Genomic DNA, 20,892 nt, shown 5'->3' with positions numbered 1-20,892 from the left:
AGATAAGTAACTAAATATAATAAATTGTTTCTTCCGGGTCAACAGCCGGGCCAAATATCGTAACGCGGAAAAAGGTCCCGTTACCCGAATATTCCGTAGTATCCCTCACCCCCAGCATTTTAAACTTATCCGAGCGTATGATATCCCGAAATACCCCGCCCATAAACACCAGCATGATCGATTGGCCGGACGCCTCGAGATACGCCTCGAGATGCTTCACGAACGCCGTCTGCGTCACCCCGCTGAACGGCTCCCAGAAATACAGCACCAGCGGACCGGGCGGGAATGAATAACTCAGCGCATCAGAACAAACCACCTCCGCCGGACATACCCGCCCGCTTGTATTGTTATACTGCTCGATATTCTCCTGCGCTATGGCGCACAACTGCTCCGATATCTCTACCCCGATGATCCGTTTGAAAGGAAACTCGGATGCCAGCAGCAGATTCCGCCCCAGGCCCACTCCGATATCGATAAAGGTATATTTCGAATAATCCACCCGAAAATCCGCCAGTTGCTGCAACGCGAACCGGAATCCCTTTATCGGCGAAGGAGCAAAACGGGAAGAGTTGAGCAGGCGCTCGATCGGAACTGTTTCATTAAGTTCAAAATGCTCCAGGATCAGCGATGTCCTGGTGCCATACTGTTTGTCGAACCCATCCAGTTCCTCCCGCTTCCGGATCTCCCGGTCAAAATTCATTTTTTCGTCATTCCGCAGCAGGCTCATCAGCCGGTCGGGGTCATACTCACACTGTTTCAAAAAGAAATCCCGGATATGCGCAAAATTATTGGCCATCCCACCCGGATAGTCGCGTTGCAGGTCATCAAAAACGCCCTCCATCATCGTTCGCTTCTGCGCCGGGTTGGTCTCCGCCGTGATCCGCTCGCGGCCTTCCTTCAATCGCACCATCAGTTCCTCATTCAAAGTATGCATAAGACATCGTTTAAGTTCAATGTTTGGACCGGTCTTTTTCATCGGAATTACCGGTTTCCCTGTCCCGAACCGTCCTGGCCGGCGACCGCCCGATCTTACACGTAAATTCCAGGAAGACACTCCGGCTTTCCCATTTCTTCAGATCGACATATTTTAATCCATCGAAATTCACCGTGGTCCGCTCTTGCTGTGTCTTGAAAATGTCAGAAAATCCAACCCGCAGGCTTCCCCTGTCCCCAAACAGCTTCCTGCTCACCGCCACCGTAACATTTCCGTAGCCGGCCGTCTTATAGATCAGGTTCGTATTGCCGAAATTATACCAGGTGCTAAGAATGAACAGATAGTCCTTGCTTAATTTGAACCGCTGACTGCTGCTCACCTGGCCGCCCCATCCGTCCTTCACCAAATATCCCTGGAATAACGCACCGTTAAAGTAATTGTACGCCGCCGTCACCTTGTTGCGGCTCACCCACCATTTTGTCACCTGAACCGGATAGCTCGCGGTAAAAGTAAATTCCTTTCTTACCCCCGTATTCTCGATCGTATAGTAGCGGATATCCCCTTCCTGGTGGATCAGCGAATTGAAGAAGTGCTGCGTATAGACATAACCCGCCGTCACATCCAGGCTTCCTTTGTAGGCATAGTTCAACTCCACATTCGTGTTCTTTTGAGGGATCAGGTAAGGATTGCCACTGGTGTAAGAGAACTGATCCAGCTGGTAGGAAAACGGCTCCAGGTCCTCGTAGTCGGGCCGCTTGATGCGCTGGGTACCGGACAACCGGAACGAATGGTCATCATTCGGCGCAAAGGTGATGAACACAGACGGCAGCAAATTGGCGTACGCCGAATCAGGCTTGTTGACATGACTCCCAGCGATGTTCGCAAAAACACCTTTGATCTGCGAATGCTCATACCGCGCACCCGCCTGAAATCCCCATTTCCCCGCCTTGACCCCATAGTTAATATAGCCCGAATGGATATACTCCCGGTAATCGTAGTCATTGGTCTGCGCGCTGTCCAGCAGCGGCGAACTCCCGGAGAAGTCAAGCGTCCGCAGATTATTCCGATTCTCTGCATCCGAATATTTATACCCGAACTCTACTTTTCCGTTGTTCCCGTAGCTCTTGACATAGTCGACTTTCAGCGTGTAGATGTTCATGTGTGCGAGATTGTGATAGGTATTTCCATCGATCTCACTTCCGTTGTCCGGATATGTCAGGAAATTCTGTATCGTATTGGTCTTGTCGTTCGAATAATAAGAATAGTCGAAATTAATGTTCAGGTCCCGCCCCATCGTATCCGCAAACTCATAGTTGAGATTGTAGCTGTCCCAGTGTCGCGTATACGGCGTGACGGAATGCGAGCCATAACTCGTATCCGGCTTCCCGCCGGGCGTCGATGCTATCGAATTGGTCGCATCATAAAATATCTTGTTGATTCCCTTCTCGATCTCGACGATCGCCCCCAATGTACTCTTTGGACTGACCGTATAATCGGCCGTTAACCGCAGATCGGGGTCCTGCCATTGTTCGTCATTCCTCGAGCCCGTCGTAAAATACTGGCTATAACCCGGCTGCACCACCGTCCGGTTTTCATCGATCGTTGTCCGGTATTTGCCAAAATTATATCCCGCATAACCGTTAACATTGAACTTTTTCGCTCCATAGTCCAGGCTCAGCGACGTCGACCCGCCCGGATGGATCGCCTGCGAAAGATTGGCGGTATAGTTCCCCGTCAGCCCCGATGCATTCTTTCGGATGCGGATGTTCAGGATACCCGTATTCCCGCTGACATCATACCTCGCCGAGGGATTGCTGATCACCTCCAGCCCCTGCAACGAACTGCTCGGTATCGCCTTCAATAACTTCAGGACGTCCTTGATATCCATCCGCGTGATCTTCCCGTTGATCATGATATCCACCTTCTCCTTCCCGCTCATCGCTACCTTATCTTCATTCTCCGACACCGAAACGCCAGGCACGATCTTCAACAATTCCAGCACATTGGGTATCTCCGTACGAAGGTCAGGCGGCACCGTGACCACCTGCATATCTATCTTCTGGCTGACCACTAACCGTCTCGACGTTACGACCACCGCCGCCAGGCTGCTGGCCTCCTGGGACAACAGCACCGCCAGCTTCGTTTCCTGGTTCCCCGGAGACGGCAACGAGAGGCTGTCGAGCGTAAAGGGCCTGTAGCCAATCGCTGTCACGTTGATGACGTAAACGCCCGCTCCGCCATCGGCAATGACCGAAAAATAGCCTGCCGTATCCGAAACCGTCTCCTTATGGTAGCTGGCATTTCCTTGCTTCTGCAACAGGATCGACGCATTTCCTATCGGCCGGTCCGCCGACTCCCTAACCCTTCCCTTTAAAAGATATCCTGCGTCCTGCGCCCGCGCAGAACAACAAACGGCGAAGAAAAAAATAAACAGAATCCGGTTTACCTTCATTCCCATCAAATTACTTCTTTTTTAGGTGGCGATAATTGTGGAAATCCATAATTCATTTGTGGTACGATAGTGTGGTGTCCCCGCGAAAGCGCCTAATTTTATCGCTCGTCCGTCCAAAACTTTCCGGCCATCCAAAAACCAGCTGTTATGACCTTGCTCCCACCCCCCAGTTGGCATGTCATCTACACCATGCCCCGTGTCGAAAAGACCGTCACCGAAACCATCCGCCATTTGTCCCTGGAAACATATTTGCCCCTGCGACTCGTCAGCAGGAAATGGACCGACCGCATAAAGACGGTTCAGGCTCCCCTCTTCAACGGATATGTATTCGTCCGGGTATCAAAGCATGAGCGATTCTCCCTGCTGAAGATCCCCGGCGTCCTCCGGTTCGTTACATTCGACAAACAACCTGCCATATTATCCGAGGAAGAGATCCTGCGTATCAGAAACTTCGAAACGAATGGGAAGGAAATTCAACCGGAAACTTTCCTTCAGCCCGGCGACAAAGTGCGCGTTGTAAAAGGCATATTTCAGGATATAGAAGGCTTCCTGATTAAGAAGCTTAACAAGACCAGGCTAATGATCCGGATGCCCCTGCTCCGGCAAAGTATCTCCGTGGAAATGCCGGAAGACTATCTCGCCAGGATCGAATGATAACCCCGCGTATCGCTAAGCTACCGGATATCCCACCTCGGGTATGATAATATGATGATCCAGCGCATATTTCACCAATCCCACATTTGATTTTACCCCTAATTTTTCCTTCAAGCTCTGCTTTATCTTCTCCACTGAGCTGACACTGGCAAATATTTCATCCGCTATCTCCTGGTTGTTCTTCTCCTGCCACAGCAGCTGCAGGATCTTAATCTGCACGTCGCTCAGTTTCATTGCACCGTTGTTTTTCTTCAGGTTATTATTGATCTTCCAATAGAAGGAATTGGCCGCTATCTCATTTTTGAAGATTTTCCCCTCACACACGGTTTCTATAGCCTTTATCAGCTCATCTAACTCGGTCGCCTTCGAAAGGTACGCCAGCGCACCTAGTTCCAGCATTTCGATCACCAACGGCTCCGAAACGCAAAAGGACACGACCACCACACGCAAATTCCGATACCGTTCCCGCAGGATCATCATGATTTCCTTCCCACTCATCTTCGGCAAGAAAATATCGAGCAATAGCACGTCAGTCTCCTTTTTGTCCAGATTTTGAAACAAATCGTCGGAATCGCTGACGTCAAATACCACTTTCAGATTGGGGGATTGGGAAATTAGTTCCCGGAATGCCTTTCGGACAAGATGATGATCTTCGATTATCGCGATCTTAATAGGATCCTTTCGCATAGGAAGTTTATAAGGGATGTAATGCTAATGGAACTTAAACAATAAATTGTCCCATATCAATTTTTGTCTAATCTTATCCCTGCACAAACGACTAAACATTACACAACTGATTTAGTCTGAATTACCTACCCAAAAACCCCGCCGCTCATCCACTGCACTATTACCGCAGTAAAAAATTATGAGGACACCTATAGCACTACTACCCCTCAACTGAAACGCCCTTTACCGCGCCAGGACCAGCGAATAAAAGTTAATGCCAGGATCAGCCAGTAGCAGCGACGAAATGCCCGCGAGACACGCGATATGATCTAACCCATCTGGGGTGATAATGGAGCCTCCGATCATTCCGAGGTTCCCCTACCCACTCTTCTCGACTCTACCTGCGCCTTGATCAACCCCATGATCTCCTCAAAACTGAGATCACACAATTTACCAACCGTCATCGCCTCTTCAACCGTAAACTTCTCCGGGCGGGATAATAAAAAAGTAAACCGCCGGCCACTCTTTCCTATATCCTTCGCGACTACCGTCTTTTTAATGTACAGGAAGATGTCCTTAAACACGCGGATATCTCCGCTCCGGAACATGGGCCTGATCGTCTTATATCGAACGTCCACCGGTTTACCCAAACCCCGGCGGCAGACTTCATCCATCGCCTTCCGCCCTTTGTCCGTTTTTATCATCGATTTTTATGTTTTTAAAAGACATAACCGGTTACCTGCCCTCCCAACAGTTCATTTTTCTAACCCCAGATTGACCTTTTCCACTTCCCATATCCGGGCTAGCCAAAAGTACTAATTTTTTTAGCTTACAAATACTATTTTATTTAGCATTTTAATTGCATAAAATAAACCGCTAAGCCATCGGGATGACTCAGATAAAAAACGATATTCTCAGCGCTCTCCGCCAGGAGATCCTGCTGGTCGAAGGGTACAAAACCCCGGAAGCCGGCTCCCCCGACATCCCGGTGGGACCCCTGGCGGACGCATTTCCCAACCGTCGCTTTCCGACCGGGAAACTGCATGAATTCCTTGCCCCCACCCTGCAAAAGGCGGCAGCGTCCGGCGGTTTCGTCGCAACCCTGGTAGGCGCGCTGATGGCCCGCGGCGGAGATTGCATCTGGATAGCCAAACGCCGGCGGATATATCCGCCGGGACTCGCAGCGTACGGAGTACCGGCCGACCGCGTCGTTTTTTGTGACATTTCCCGTGAAAAGCAACTCCTATGGGCCGCAGAAGAGGCATTGCAATGCAATGGCATCGCCGCGGTGGTAGCCGAAGTGCCGGATATTTCCTATGTGAATTCACTTCGCCTGCAACTCGCCATCGAAGACAGCCGCGTCACCGGCTTCCTGCTCCGGCATACCTCGCGCATACCGGCGCCCATCGCCAGTACCGCCCGCTGGCGGGTGTCGCCCGCGCGGAGTCGAACGCCCATCCCCGGCCTCAACCGGGTAGGGTACCCACGCTGGAGAGTGCAACTGGAACGGGTACGAAACGGCAAACCGGGGATTTGGGAATTGGAGTGGGTGGCGGGTCGCATCGTGTCGGCCGCGGAACAGCAAGTCGCAACACAGCTCGAATCGGTTCATCTCAAAACTGGATAATATGGGTCAACGTCGATATATGTCCCTATGGTTCCGTCACCTGATGACGGACTGGTATACGCGGCAAAAGCTTGCGTTGAAAGAAAGCGCCTTCGTTTTTGCCGCTACCGAAAAGAACAGACAAGTCGTCACCTTCGCCAACGAGCTTTCCTGCGCAAAGGGTATTCACACGGGAATGGTTTTATCGGACGCGAAAGTGCTGGCGCCCGGCCTCGAGGTGCAATTCGCCAACGCGGATCCGGAAACGCTGCTTCACCGCATCGCGCTGCGGTGTATCCGGTACAGTCCCGAAGTGTCCGTCGATCCACCGGATGGCCTGTTGCTGAACATCACCGGCTGCGCCCACCTGTGGGGTGGCGAAGAACCTTACTACAAGGAAATAGTCGATCGCTTCTTAGCCGGCGGCTACCAGGTGCGGGCCGCTATCGCGGACACCGCGGGAGCAGCCTGGGCGGCCGCCCGTTTCGTACAACGCCCGCTGATCGTTCCCATCGGCAAACACGCCGAAGCATTGCGCGATCTTCCGGCAACGGCGCTGCGCCTTCCGCCAACGACGCTGGCCCGTCTGAGAAAACTGGGATTGAGCAAGGTCCGGAACATCCTCGATCAACCCCGGACATCGCTGACCCCGCGTTTTGGAAAAGAATTATTGCAGCGCTTGGACCAGGCGTTCGGTCAGCGGGAAGAATTCCTTACCTCCGTGGTGGCGCCGGTACCCTATCGGGAGCGCCTACCCTGTCTCGATCCGGTCGCAACGGCTGGCGGCATCGAATACGCATTGACGCTTCTGCTGGAATTATTGTGTCTGCGATTGCAGCGCGAAGGCAAAGGGGTGCGCACTGCCTTGTTCCAATGCTACCGCGTCGACGGCAAGATCATGGGCCTTACCATTGGGACAACGAAGGCGACATGGAACGTCACCCATTTATTCCGGCTGTTCGCCGAAAAGATCCCACAGATAGAGCCGGGATTGGGCATCGAGTTATTTACCCTCGAGGCGCCAAAGATAGATGATGCCGCTGCGGAACAGGAAGCGTTGTGGGGCGGCGCCGGAACGATGGATCTGCCGCAGTTATTAGATCGCATCGCCAATAAGGTCGGCGGTAACGCAGTAGCCCGATTTTTCCCGGCCCAACACCACTGGCCCGAACGATCCTTCGTCAGGGTGCCGGTGGGCGAGCCGGGGGAGGCGGGGGAATGGCCGGCGGACGCGCGACCGATTCACCTGCTTGATCCGCCGGAGCCTATTATCGTCACGGCGCCGATACCCGACTATCCACCCATGAGCTTCCGCTATCGAAACAGGGTCTATAAAGTAGTGGCAGCAAACGGCCCCACCAGAATAGAGAACGAATGGTGGATCGACAATGCTCGGCCAAGGGACTATTACACGGTCGAAGATGAAGACGGCGCGAGGTACTGGATCTTCCGGGCTGGTCACTATGGCGAAGAAACGCCCGCACAGTGGTTTTTACACGGGCTGTTCGCTTGAAAAGGATGGCAATGGAATACGCAGAATTACAGGTAACGTCAAACTTTTCTTTCCTGCGCGGAGCGAGCCATCCGGAGGAACTTGTCGAGCAGGCGGCGGGATATGGCTATGCCGCGGTTGCCCTGACAGACAGGAACTCCCTGGCCGGCCTCGTCCGCGCACACAAGGCGGCCAAAAGCGCCGGTATCCGGTTTATTCCCGCCGCCCGGCTTGATCTCGTGGATGGTCCGGACCTACTTGCCTACCCTACCGATAAAGATGCCTATGCCCGGCTGTCCAGCCTCCTCACTCTTGGCATGCGGCGGGTGGAAAAAGGCCAATGTGCCTTATACCGAACGGATGTTTACGCCAAATGCCGCGGTATAAAGTTCATAGTCATCCCCCCGGAGGCTGGCGTCCTCACCTTATTCGATCTCAACCCGACGTTCCAATCGATGGTCGCCGAATACCGGGAAGCCCTTGGCGCCGGGCTCTATCTCGCGGCGATTCGCCGGTTCAGGGAAGATGACGACATTCAACTCCACCGGCTGCATGAATTGGGGCGGCGGCTGGACATTGGCCTTGTTGCGACCGGTGATGTCCACTATCATTCTCCCGATCGACGTCAACTGCAGGACGTGCTGACCTGCACGCGGGAACATGTCACCATTCAGCAGGCCGGCTACCGCCTGCACCCGCATGCCGAAAGACACATGAAGCACCGGGACGAGATCGAACGTCTTTTCCGGGCCTACCCCTCGGCCCTTCGCCGTACCCTGGAGATCGCAGAGGCCTGCACTTTTTCCTTGAGCGAATTGAAATATGTCTACCCGCGCGAGATCACCTCTGCGGGCAGGACACCGCAACAGGAACTCGCCTTTTTGGTTTATCGTGGACTCGGGCAGCGGTTCCCCGGCGGCATACCGGAAAAAATACAATCCCAGGTCGATTTCGAGTTGGATTTCATCGCCCGGAAGAACTTTGCCGAGTATTTTTTGACCGTGGAAGACATTTGCCGGTTTGCCCGCGAGCAGGGCATCCTCTACCAGGGACGGGGTAGCGCCGCTAACTGTTCCTGTTGTTATTATCTGGGCATCACCAACGTGGATCCCGCCAGGTTCGATCTGCTCTTCGAGCGATTTCTAAGCGATGCACGGGACGAACCGCCGGATATTGACGTAGACTTCGAGCACGAACGCCGGGAAGAGGTGATCCAGTACATCTACGACAAATACGGCCGGGACCGGGCGGCCATTGTCGCCACCGTCACCCAACTCCACCAAAAAGGCGCGGTGCGGGATGTGGGCAAGGCGATGGGTTTGTCGGAGGACGCGTTGAAGCGGCTTTCCGATTCCGTCTGGGAGTTCAGTCCGGAATGGTTCGAAGGTCGCCGCCTGTCCGAGCAGGGTTTCGATCCGGCCGATCCGTTGCTGCAGAAGATACTGGAGCTGACCGCCCATTACCTGGGATTTCCGCGCCAACTGGGGCAGCATTCAGGAGGCTTTGTCATCACCGATGGCCAACTTTCCGATCTCTGTCCCATTTTCAACGCGCGGATGGAGGCGCGGACAAATATCTGCTGGGATAAGAACGATATCGATGCACTCGGCTTTTTAAAGATCGATGTACTCGCGTTGGGCATGCTGACGGCGATCCGCAAGGCCTTCGACTATGCGCGGGAAAATTACGGTGTGGAGTACACGCTGTATAATATTCCGCAGGATGACCCGCTCGTGTATGCGATGATCTCCGCCGCGGACACGATCGGTGTTTTTCAGATCGAAAGCCGGGCCCAGCAGGCCATGTTGCCACGCATGAAGCCCACCTGCTTTTACGATCTGGTCATCGAGGTAGCGATTGTCCGTCCGGGTCCCATTGTCGGTGGCATGGTGCACCCCTACCTTGCCCGCCGCAATGGCCTAGAGCCCGTCACCTATCCTTCTGAGGCCTTGAAGAAAATATTGCAGCGTACTCTTGGCGTGCCCTTGTTCCAGGAACAGGTCATGTCCATCGGCATCGAAGCCGCCGGTCTGACCGCCGCCGAGGCCGACGGTTTGCGGCGCAGCATGGCTACCTTTAAAGGACAGGGTATCCCGCCGCATGCCAAGGATCGCCTCATCAGTGGCATGCTGCGCAAGGGCTACACGCGGGAATACGCGGACAAACTCGTGTCGCAGATTGCCGGCTTCGGGTCTTATGGATTTCCGGAAAGCCATAGCGCCAGTTTCGCCCATCTCGTTTATGTCTCTTCCTACTTGAAATACTATCACCCGGACGTGTTTGCCACGGCGATATTGAACTCACTGCCCATGGGTTTCTACGCGCCGGCAGAACTCATCGATGACGCAAAGGCGCATGGCGTACTATTCCTGCCGATCGATGTCAACTGTAGCCAATGGGATTATGAGTTGGTTGGCGAAGAGGGCCAGGACCGCTGTTTTGTCCGCATGGGCTTCCGCGCGATCGACGGTATCCGGGAAGATGATATCCTGCTGTTGATCGCCGGCCGCATACGACCCTACCCAAACGTCGCCTCCCTATTGGACGCCGGATTAACCTTATCCGCACTCGAGCGCCTCGCCGACGCCGATGCCTTCACATCGATGGGTCTCGATCGGCGAGCCGCGCTTTGGCAGATAGCCAAACTGGGCACCCCCGCCACTCACCGCCGAAAGGAGGCCGATGGGACTATCCGGCTGGTGCGACAATTGGATCTCTTTACCCAATCGGCCGCGGAGCATACCATGGAAGAAGGTGTGCACTTACCGGCGCTCGAGTTATCCGAACATGTCGTCGAGGACTTTGCAACAACGGGCCTCAGCCTCCGGGCGCATCCCGTCTACTTTTTGCGCTACCGCCTCAGGGAAATTCGCGCCCTTAGCGCGGCCGAGATCGGAGAAGCGGCCAACGGCCGGTTCGTCAGCGCCGCCGGTCTCATCCTTGTCAGACAACGGCCCTCGACCGCCAAGGGCGTCTGCTTCGTGACAATAAAAGATGAGACCGGGGTGGTCAACCTCATCGTCTGGCCCAAAGTATTTGACGAATACCGCCACGCGCTGTTAAGCAGCAAATTATTGCTGGTCAAGGGCCACGTGCAGCTGAAGGATGGAGTGCGGCACATCATCGTGCAAAAAGCTATGAATCTGAACAACCTGTTGTCTCTCCTCAGCCCCGACCTGCGCGACGATATCGCGTTGCGCTTCTCCCGCGCCGACGAAAAAGACGGAACCCCTTTCCCGGAATCCCTCAAAAAAGAAGGCGCCGCCGCCGTCATGCCGGATGGGAGGAATTTCAGGTGAAGTTCATGCTCCTTATGCTTAGGTTTTTGATGATACACCCGGAATGTGTACAGCATGCCCGGACATGCCTGCCTGTCTTTACTCCTTTGTTCGTGTCACCCTTCGCTTCTTAAACTCTTTGCCGGCGCTGCAGAAGCCGCCCGAAAGGTATGATAACTCACCGTGAGGAATGCAAGTACAAGTGTGCACAGGCTGGCGCCGATGAAAAGGAGCCATGAGATCTTCGTGCGGAAAGCAAATTGGCTTAACCATTTATCAAGAAAATACCAGGCTATCGGGGTGGCGATAACACATGATAAAATAACCAGCAATAAAAAATCCTTTGTCAGGTGCGCCCATAGATTGATGGTAGAAGCTCCCAACACTTTCCGCACCCCGATCTCCTTTGTACGTTGCTGTGCAACATATGAAGCCAATCCAAACAATCCTATACAGGAAATAAAAATGGCAAAGACAGTAAAAAATAACGCAAGACGGCCAATGCGTTCCTCATCCAGGAATTTCTTTCCAAATTCCTGATCGACAAAGGCAAAGTCGAATGGACTGCCGGGATCATAGGTCTTAAAGACATCCCTGATCCTGGCTATCGATTGGCTCACCGGGAAATTCCGGCTTATTCTTATTGTTATATATTTCAGCTCTCCGGAATCTAAAATGAACACGGTAGGCGATGGTTTCTGGTAGGGAGATTCCATTACCATGTCTTTGATCACTCCAATTATCGTTTTGTTCTTTCCGCTCATCTCGATCCGGTCACCAATTGGGCTTTTCATTCCAGTTAGCGCAACTGCGGATTCGTTTAAAATTATCGCATCCGAATTGGACGGGAAATCCCGGGAAAAATCCCTGCCATTTTTTAATTCCCATTTCATCGTCTTTCCAAACTCAGGTGTCACAAAAATCACCCCCAATACCGGTACCTCATTCGGATCCTTACCCCGCCAATTAAATCTTATAAAATGGTTCCGCACGTCTGTGGATGGACTGGACGACTCTGCTATCTCCTCAACCATTCCGGTTCCTATAAGATCCTTCCTCAAGGCATCAAAATGCGTGACCAGCGATTCCGAATGTATATTCAGGGTAATTAGTCCGTTAAAATCATAGCCGGCCGGCCTGTTTTTGGTAAACTGCACCTGGCGGAAAACGATGATTGTTCCGATTATAAGCGCAACCGACACCGCAAACTGGAAAACGACCAGAATTTTTCTGGGTGCAGAAGAAGAATTGCCATTACTGGAAATCCCTTTCAGAACTTTTATCGGCTTAAACCCTGACAAATAAAAGGCCGGATAAGTGCCCGCAATTATGCCGGTCAAAAAGATAAAGACCAATCCCAACAGCCAGAAGACTACATTGCCCCAAGGAAATTCTATCAATTTATTTGCCAATGAATTAAAATTAGGCAATAAGACCAGGTCGATCAAAATTGCAAAAAGGAAAGCAAAAAATGCAGTGGCGACCGACTCGCCGAGCATCTGGAACGTTATCTGGCTTCGGGAAGATCCGATCGCCTTCCTTATACCAACTTCCTTTGCCCGCCTTTCACTTCGCGCCGTACTTAAGTTCATAAAATTGATACAAGCCAGAACGAGAACAAAAATGCCTATAACGCCGAATAGCCAAACGATCTGTATCCTGCCCCCTGAGATCTTCCCATTGCTGAACTCATTATATAAATGCCACTTATCCATGGGATATAAAGCGATCTCCTCCTTTCTTTCGAGATGTGGCTGCGTAAGATTCTTTATTTTTTTGTTTATGTTCTCAATGTCGGCCGGGTCCCTTACCTGTACATATACTTGAAAGTGATGGTCGTTATAACTGTTATTTTGTCTATTTGCATTGTTTTCGTTATTCCACGGCAGAAGTAACTTTATATCCGACAAAGTGGTGTTTGCCGGCAGATCCTCAAATACGCCTTTGACCTTGAGCTGGATATCGTCATCTACCGTTACTATCTTTTCAATGGGATCCGAGTCTCCAAAAAGCGATCTGGCAAGAGACTGTGTTATCAGTATGGCGGATGGGTCATTCAATGCATGTCGGTCGCCTTGCACCATCTTTAATGTGAACATCTCCGGGAATTCTTCCTGCACCCAATTCCCCGAAGCCAATATCGCTTTATCCTTTATCGAGAGCTTGTGATCATTGGGCTCCGAACAAATTGCTACACTTCTGAGATCATTCGGATATTTTGTACGCAATTCAGCTGCGACAGGCACGGCGGTATTCGATGCGGAGCCGGTCACGCCGTAAAAAGTCGTAGTCGACAATATGGAGGTTAAACGCTTATGATTTGTAAAATAAGTATCGAATGAGATCTCGTCCCAAACCCATAACCCTATCAATATCGCGACGGCCATACCTATCGAAAGACCGCCCAGGCTCATGAAACTATAAGGCCTGTTCTTTATAAAACTTCTGATCGCTATTTTTATATAGTTCCTGAAGATCATAGGAGGTTAAATGGTTTGCGGAAAAAATAAGTCAAAATGCCTAATTAACCAAATAAATTACCAGTGCCGGAATTAGAGGCATACCTGGCATTGAACGTTGTCAGCAGTTGATGCCGCTCGGCCGCACTCAGGTACTCCAGTTGCCCGATCGGCTTGTCCGGACACTCCACGATCGCTCCCAGCAGACCCGTCAGATGATCCCCCATGCGCTCTACCGTATCCCTGTCATAAATATCACTATTGTATTCGATGCCTATCCGCAATTCCTCTCCCAGCTCTACAAAGATGAAACTCAGGTCGAACTTACTGATCTCACGCTCCCTATCCACGAATTCACTTACCCGGATATCGCCGAACTCAGGCGTACTCCCTATGATACCCACCGGCGACACGTTGATCAGCACATCGAACAGCGGGTTTCGGCTCATGTCCCTGCGAAGACGCAGCTCGTCCACCAGCTCGTCGAACGGATACGACTGGTGCGCATACGCTCCTAACGTTACCTCCCGCACCCGGCCCAGCAGTTCCCTGTAGCTCTCCCCTCCGCCAAGCCGACAACGCAAGGCCAGCGTATTCAGATAACATCCTAACTGCCCCTCCAGGTCCGGATGTTCCCGTCCCGCTATCGGGCTTCCCACCACAATGTCCTCCTGACCCGTGTACCGGTACAACAGCACATTCACCGCCGCCAGCAATCCCATGAACAGCGTTACCCGCTCCGCCTGTAGCAGCCCCCGCAGCCCACGACCCGTCCCGGCCCCCAACCGGCGTTCGATCGCCCCTCCCCGGTATGTCTTCACCCCCGGTCGTACCCTGTCCCCCAACAACTCGAGCACAGGCACTTCCCCGGAGAACTGCTCCAGCCAGTATTCCCTCGCCGCCTGGAACCCTGTCCCACCCAACTGCTCCTGCTGCCAGCTCGCATAATCCCGGTACTGCACGCGCAAGGGCGCAAGCAACACCGCCTCTCCCCTTACCCCGCCATTGTACAACGACAGCAGCTCCCGGATCAATATCCCCGTAGACCATGCGTCACTGATGATATGATGCATCACATACGTGAATACATACTTCCCGTCCCCCACCTCCAGCAATACGGCCCGTAACAGCGGCCCCGACGACAGATCGAACGGCCGCGCCAGTTCTTCCTGTACGCGTGCCCGGACCTGTTCTTCACGCCCCCCCCGCATATCCCGGTACTCTACGTGGAACGAAACCTCCTTCCCGTCGAGAACGAACTGACGAACCTCTCCCAAGTTGTCTTCCCGGAACACCGTTCGCAGGATCTCATGACGCCCTATCAACTCCTGAAAGCATCTCTCGAGCAACTCTCTGTCCATCTTTCCCTCGAACACAAACGTCCTACCCACATTATATGCCGTATTCCCGGCTTCAGAACGGCTCAGCACCCATAACCGCCGCTGCACCGACGACACCGGATAAGACTCCCGGTGATCCGCGCACGGAATATTTCGAATTGCCGCCGGGAGGCTTTCGATAGATCGCAGATAGCTGAGAAGCGATCCTTTATTTTCCTTAATTGCCGCGATAGTCTCAGGCTTGATATTTTCCCTTAAACCAACAAGCTTGATATTTTCGTCCTCAGCATACAATCGGACATTCAATACCGCTAGCTCATCTAATATTACCTTAATGTCCATTTTATCAAAAATTAATGAAAAAGCTTCGTCTCCTTCAAGGAAGGCTCCGATTCAAAAACAAGATTCATATAGGTGCCGTTCTCTTCAAATAAAAGCCCCATGTCCCTCAAGCGCCTGATAGATCTCGTCAATTTTTCTTCGGACATTTCCGGCATTTGATCTTTGATACCGCTTATATTCTTCCGTTGGTTGAAGTTGATCAAGATGTCTTTTTCGCCGTTCTCCAGTACCTGCCTGCGCTCTATGGATGTCCTGGTATCGATCACCATGTCATTATCACCCTCATTGCTGAAAAACAATTTTGGGAAAATACCCGTATTGACCTTAGTCCATTGCACTCTCCAGTTCTCGACGCTCTCCTGCAACCTGTCGATCCATTTACCGGTATTGGCGATATACTCCGCTTCATAATTATGGTCACTGAAATAATAAGCTATTTTATTTAACGACTCTTCGTTCAGCGGATAGATGAAAAAATAATAATCCAGGGGATGCAAGTCCAGGTTATACTTCTCAAATTGCGTAAAGTAAGGACTATACCGATCGAACCGTACGGGGAAAACACCATTTGGCGGAGGCAAATGATGCAACAGCGACAGATCGGCAACATATTTTTCATAAACGGCCTCCTCCTCACCTGGAAATCCGATCAATAAGTTCCAACCCGGGCGTACCGAATACCTCAAACATTGTTGGAGGAACCGGATATTATTGAAAGCCGAGCTTCCCTTCCTCATCAGCTTAAGCGTAGAAGTAGCCAGGGCCTCGATGCCAGGTTGCATTTCCAATACGCCCGCGTCCGATAATATCTCCATCTCTTCGTCGGTGAGATCCGCCCGCACCTCATAAAATATCGTTATGCCCGGATGGCGAACGACCTTTGGAAAAACATCCAAAATGTATTCACGCGGGATTATATTATCCACACATGAAAAATGTTTTACCCGGTGCCGGTATCGCTCTATAAGGCCATTGATCATTTCCAGGGCATTGTGGCATTTCATCGCGCGGTAGGCCATACCACCCCCGTTCAATCCACAAAAGGTACAATGAGCCTTTGCCCCCACCAGCATCCGCGGGAAAAGGATCATGGCGGTGACAAATGGGGATTCATAATGGAACGTTCAAAAAGGTATATTCCATCGATTGCGGTCATAGCTCTTATTTCGCCAAACCCCATGAGCTAATCGGTATACTCAACCAATTCTAGGAGTTGCGGGTGGACATAGTCCGGCAGACTATCGAAAAACAAATATTCAGGGATTAATGAATATCAGAAAGCAGGGGCACTTCGAGCGCCCCTTTGCTTATCGAAGAGAAAGCGGCCTTCCCAATCTCAACGCGATATCCCGCGATTTGCGGGTCAGTCCGGGGGATTCAGCGAAGCACTGTTTGGTTTTACGATATAATAGGTTGAACGCTATCGAAATGAACGAATGGCACGTCTTTGGGTCTACATAGAAGGTATTGTTACCCCTGACGAAGAAACGATACCCTTGTTTCAGTACATGCTTAAAAAACCAAACGACCTGGTCAAACGCTTCAAGTACAACCTACTCTTGTCAGAAAGTAATCGGGAGACCTATTATACGGGCGGTGAAAAAGGTTACACCGATTATCGGAACGCCATTTTATGACGTAGGGGTCAACCCGGGTATTACATTGTTTCCAGAATTCTCCCGGCATCCATTTGCAGGATCACCGAAGTACCCTTGTCCGTCCGGATGGTAAAGGCGGCTCCGAGATCCTCGCTCAGGCCTCGCATGAGCTTTATCCCCAGCGTTTTGGAGGGGTCATTCGACGCGGGTTGGGACATCCCCACCCCGTCGTCGGCGATGACCATCGTAATTGTCCTGTCCACCCGAGTCATTTGGATGGTGATCGTCCCGGTGCGGAAGCCGGGAAAGGCATATTTGATAGCATTCGTCGTTGCTTCGTTGACGATCATCGCCACGGCGACCGCTTGTGAAGCGCCGAGTTTCACCGGTTGAATGTCCAACTCGAACCGGATGTTTCCGTCCGTGCCGAAACTCGACTCGAGATAGCGTACGAGTTCGGCGATATATTCCGACATATCGATCGCCTTTTCGCAATCCGGATCGAGTAATTTTTGGTGGATCAAAGACATGGCGTAGATACGGCGTTGGCTGTTGTCAATCGCGTTCAGCGCGTCGTCGTGCAGATCGGCCGCCTGGACGCCCAGCAACGAGATCACCGTTTGAAGATTGTCATTTACCCGAAGCTGCACCTCTTTCAACAGCCATGCTTTTTCTTTTATGAGTCCCTGCAACAAATGATTCTTTCGCTTCATTTCCCGATAGGTCCGCTGTTTTAACCTGTATTGGTGAAAAAGCAGGGATGCGATCAGCAAGAGCGAGGCGATGCCGCCAAAGATCAGACCTCTTGCCAATTCGTCCCGACGCAATTGCGCCTGCCGGATCATCGACTGCTGTTGCAGGAAGCGGAGGTCCTGGTCTTTCTTTTCCGCATCGTTACGGACCGCCAGTTCATCCATTATCTTCTTCTGTTCGAAGTTGAATGCAGAGTCATAACTCTCTTTGTAGCGGATATGGTCTTTCAGCGCCAACTTGAATTTTCCCGTTGCCGAATCCATTGCAAAGCGGAACTGATACCAGAAGTAGTTAAGCTCTGTGGGAAAAGCCACATCCGGGTCGGCATGGCCGGCAAAAAGAGTGGCTTTGTTCAACTGGCCGATGGATATATAAAACCGGGCAATCTCCCAAAACGTGGTTGAAAACTCTCCATAGGTATCCGCGTCAGGATGTCCATCGACGAATCTCAAAAGCGCCATATAATATTTATCCGCTGAATCGACTTTACGCATTTGATCGTAACATTCCCCTCGCATGGAGATCACCTGTAATTTCTCCCATACCGTAATGGGTGGGAATTTTCCGGTTACGGTATCGATCAGGGCGATGGCAGATTGGCCATCACCCATACTATTCATCAATGTTGCAGCGTAAAAAAGGCCTTTATACCAAAAAAGGTGGGTCTCGGCCGTACCCCTGGCGATGGCTTTCCTGAAGCAATCGAGCGCTTCCCTGTTTTTGTCAAGTGATTCATAGACTGCTCCCAACCTTATCCAAAAACTTCCCTGTACCTGGTCGATGCCCGACCACCTCATATCTTCCAGGGCGGCGTTGGCCACGTCAAGCCCCTCAGCGTTTTTGTAGTTGGCCAGCAAAATATAAGCAAGGAAGTTTTCCGCGAATAACCGATGCCGAAAACCGGTTGAATCCATTAAGAAAAGGATTTGGCGAAGGATTTGTTCACTCGGGCTGCTTTCACTCGTAAAGGTAGAGGCAAAAATATCCATCAGCATCTGGATCTGCAGTTCGGGCATTCGAAGTTGTTTATAGATTTCCAGCGCCCTTTTTCTATACTCCAATGCCGCGAGTGATTCGCCGTCACTGAAACCGGCAAGCAGCCGGCAGGCGCGGGCCTCACCCAGCGCATTCGAGTGCGATCGACTTTTAGCCAGGATACCGATGAGCAGACTTCTTCCCCGTCGGACCTCTCTTTTTTGCCGATACCATTCCGCCCGAATAAAGGCGCATTCATCAACCCATCTTTCCCCGTGTTCCGACCTGATCCCGCGTGAGGCCGAATCGATGAAGAGTGCGGTACTGTCAAGGTCCTTTTTATGGGTTCCCGCCCGGTGCAAATATCGCATCGCATTCGCCAGCAGCTGGGGAATTCTCCCCTGGGAGTCCGCTTCGATGCCCTCCGAGTAGGGCAGAAGAAAAGGCATGCCGGTGAACCGGCAGGAAATAGCCATCAGGCTATCCTGGTCAAGGCTGTTCTGAGAAATAAGATTGGTGAACTGGAGCATATTGATCACCAGCAACCTTTTCTGCGCCAGGCTATAATTCTTTACCGTCTCCGCCGCGGAGAGCTTTTGTCCGGAGGCAGGTGACAGCAGGAACCCGAGAGCCCCGATCGTCAGTGCTGCTGTTACGATTGCGCCGTTTTTTTTCCCGGAAGAAGTGCGTAGGGACGGGGAGTAAATCGAGTATTTGTCGAATACGACCTGCAGATGAGTGTCCTTGCCGGCGGGTAAGGTAAGATCTGCGCCAATCGTTTCGGACAATTTCCGTATGAGGTTTACGCCGGGAGATGCATAGTTGCCGTTGCCAGTAATCCGGAGCACGATCCTATCGCCGACTTGTTGCAGGAAGATGCGGATCTCCGGTTCGTTGCCGGATGCCGAACAGGAAGCAAGTAATTCGACCAAGGCTTCGTTGATCATCAATGCAACCGGGACGGCGTGCATTACATCGAGCTTAACCGTACCCATATCCTGGATCAATCGATGGGCGAGGCGCGGGTCCGCCCCTTCCGACAGGTAATGGACATAGTCCCTGACAAAATCCCGCATGTCGACCGTTTGGATATCTGCCGATTGGTACAGGTGTTGATGGACAAGTGAAATGGCGTAAATGCGGTGCTGGCTGATCTCTATGGCCTCCAGCGCATCGTCGTTCAGATGTCTTGACTGTGATTCGAGCAGGCAAATAATAGTATGCAGATTGTTTTTCACCCGGTGATGAACTTCCTTCAGCAGCCGCTCCTTTTCATCGATGACTTGCCGGAGGCGGCGATTGCTATTCCAGATGGCAGTGTTGCCGCGCTGCCTGATCCTGTACTGCCTGTAGAGAAGGCCGATGATGAAGATCATCATCCCTGCACCGGTGATCATGATACCACGGGTAAGTCTGTTCTGGTTGATCCGGGCCTGTTCGGTCAGTTGCCGATGCCGGAGCAAGCGGATATCGCGGTCCTTTTTTTGTGTCGAGTATTTTATCAGCAGCTGCTCCATTTTTTTTCGTTGGTCGGCCTTTTTTTCCGAATCATCAAAAAACATGTATTGAATATGGTTTTCGACAGCCGACTTATATTCGTGCTGCAACGAGTCCATTTTATAGGCCTGCCGGTAGTGAGCAGCCTGCTGTCCCTGGGAATGAAGCGTGGTGAGCAGGGACAGAAGAATGAAGGCGGCATTTTTCATCATACAATGCCCCAAGATATTTCGCGATCCGACCACTGTATTGACTATGCTATCCAAATAGTTTATCAATTTTGCCAGTCCCAATCATCAAAATAATTGACTCATGGGGATAAGCCCTGGTCCCGGCAAATCCGCATTTTTACTTTTAAAAATCTGACATGAAAATCCTTTGGCTAATCATCGCCCTTGGCTGCGGCGCGTTGTTGCCGGTGCAGGCGGGTCTCAATTCGCGATTGGGTAAGAGTCTTGACAGTCCCCTCTTTGCGTCGATGTTTACGTTTGTTGTTGGGGCCGTGTCGCTTGCCGTCTGCCTTCCGTTTGCCCGGGAGTCGTTCACCTGGAAGGCGGCAAGGGCGGCGTCTGTGTCCGAGTGGATCGGCGGCGGCCTGACGGGCGCTATTTTCATTACGCTTACGATGCTTGCCTTATCCCGGTTGGGGATGGCCTTGACCTTTGGTCTTGTTGTGGCCGGTCAAATGGTCGTGGCAGTACTTCTCGACCATTTTGGTGTACTGATCGAGCTGGCCCATCCCTTCAACGGTTGGCGGTTTTTGGGTATCGTCCTTATCATTTCCGGGGTAGTCCTTGTCCGGCGTTTTTAAACGTATTTTGTTTTTGTGACCGGAAAGGGGTACAT

At 51.9% G+C, this 20,892-nt stretch carries 13 protein-coding genes; 5 read left to right on the top strand and 8 right to left on the bottom strand.

From position 1 onward, the window contains the following. Positions 1–10 precede the first annotated feature (10 nt). Together VHE34_RS04715 and VHE34_RS04710 are read right to left on the bottom strand one after the other, a co-directional pair. Entirely contained in the window at positions 11–934 is a 924-nt protein-coding gene (locus VHE34_RS04715; RefSeq protein ID WP_325585133.1) for a hypothetical protein, read from the bottom strand. A 16-nt stretch (positions 935–950) separates the two neighbouring features. Further along, positions 951–3,386 (bottom strand): TonB-dependent receptor domain-containing protein, encoded by a 2,436-nt coding sequence (locus VHE34_RS04710; RefSeq protein WP_325585131.1) that lies wholly within the window; start codon positions 3,384–3,386, stop codon positions 951–953. Between the two features lie 147 nt (positions 3,387–3,533). Here VHE34_RS04710 and VHE34_RS04705 point away from each other — a divergent pair, with 147 nt between their 5' ends. Beyond that, the gene (locus VHE34_RS04705; protein WP_325585129.1) at positions 3,534–4,040 is read left to right on the top strand and encodes a UpxY family transcription antiterminator; all 507 of its coding nucleotides are present in this window, start codon (positions 3,534–3,536) and stop codon (positions 4,038–4,040) included. A 15-nt stretch (positions 4,041–4,055) separates the two neighbouring features. On the opposite strand, the gene VHE34_RS04700 is transcribed toward VHE34_RS04705, so the two are convergent. Both VHE34_RS04700 and VHE34_RS04695 read right to left on the bottom strand, forming a co-directional pair. Then, positions 4,056–4,727 carry a response regulator transcription factor gene (locus VHE34_RS04700; RefSeq protein WP_325585127.1) on the bottom strand — a complete coding sequence of 224 codons (672 nt, stop codon included), beginning with the start codon at positions 4,725–4,727 and terminating at the stop codon, positions 4,056–4,058. A 341-nt stretch (positions 4,728–5,068) separates the two neighbouring features. Further along, positions 5,069–5,410: a hypothetical protein gene (locus VHE34_RS04695; protein ID WP_325585125.1), complete on the bottom strand. Its 342-nt coding sequence runs from the start codon at positions 5,408–5,410 to the stop codon at positions 5,069–5,071. Positions 5,411–5,595: 185 nt separating this feature from the next. Here VHE34_RS04695 and VHE34_RS04690 point away from each other — a divergent pair, with 185 nt between their 5' ends. From VHE34_RS04690 to VHE34_RS04680, 3 genes are read left to right on the top strand one after another with little or no spacing between them, the layout of a single operon-like run. Beyond that, on the top strand, positions 5,596–6,333 hold the full coding sequence (locus tag VHE34_RS04690) for an Error-prone repair protein ImuA (protein WP_325585121.1): 738 nt from the start codon (positions 5,596–5,598) through the stop codon (positions 6,331–6,333). Position 6,334: 1 nt separating this feature from the next. After that, positions 6,335–7,825: a DNA polymerase Y family protein gene (locus VHE34_RS04685; protein WP_325585119.1), complete on the top strand. Its 1,491-nt coding sequence runs from the start codon at positions 6,335–6,337 to the stop codon at positions 7,823–7,825. A gap of 11 nt (positions 7,826–7,836) precedes the next feature. Beyond that, complete coding sequence (locus VHE34_RS04680) at positions 7,837–11,103, top strand: error-prone DNA polymerase (protein WP_325585117.1); 3,267 nt, start codon at positions 7,837–7,839, stop codon at positions 11,101–11,103. A 95-nt stretch (positions 11,104–11,198) separates the two neighbouring features. Here the strand turns inward: VHE34_RS04680 and VHE34_RS04675 are convergent, their stop codons facing one another. The 4 genes from VHE34_RS04675 to VHE34_RS04660 all read right to left on the bottom strand — a co-directional run bounded on the left by VHE34_RS04675 (position 11,199) and on the right by VHE34_RS04660 (position 20,258). After that, positions 11,199–13,562, bottom strand: a complete 2,364-nt coding sequence (locus VHE34_RS04675) for an ABC transporter permease (protein WP_325585115.1) — start codon at positions 13,560–13,562, stop codon at positions 11,199–11,201. 44 nt (positions 13,563–13,606) lie between these two features. After that, the gene (locus VHE34_RS04670) at positions 13,607–15,223 is read right to left on the bottom strand and encodes a condensation domain-containing protein (protein WP_325585113.1); all 1,617 of its coding nucleotides are present in this window, start codon (positions 15,221–15,223) and stop codon (positions 13,607–13,609) included. Positions 15,224–15,234: 11 nt separating this feature from the next. Beyond that, positions 15,235–16,296 (bottom strand): RiPP maturation radical SAM C-methyltransferase, encoded by a 1,062-nt coding sequence (locus tag VHE34_RS04665; RefSeq protein ID WP_325585143.1) that lies wholly within the window; start codon positions 16,294–16,296, stop codon positions 15,235–15,237. 584 nt (positions 16,297–16,880) lie between these two features. Then, complete coding sequence (locus tag VHE34_RS04660) at positions 16,881–20,258, bottom strand: histidine kinase dimerization/phosphoacceptor domain -containing protein (RefSeq protein WP_325585111.1); 3,378 nt, start codon at positions 20,256–20,258, stop codon at positions 16,881–16,883. A gap of 155 nt (positions 20,259–20,413) precedes the next feature. Between VHE34_RS04660 and VHE34_RS04655 the strand changes: the two genes are divergently transcribed. After that, positions 20,414–20,857, top strand: a complete 444-nt coding sequence (locus VHE34_RS04655) for a DMT family transporter (protein ID WP_325585109.1) — start codon at positions 20,414–20,416, stop codon at positions 20,855–20,857. Positions 20,858–20,892: the final 35 nt, after the last annotated feature.

The organism is Puia sp. (assembly GCF_035546395.1).
Lineage (GTDB): Bacteria > Bacteroidota > Bacteroidia > Chitinophagales > Chitinophagaceae > Puia.
The sequence above is the reverse complement of the archived record's forward strand: the minus strand, read 5'-3'. Positions and strand labels throughout refer to the sequence as shown.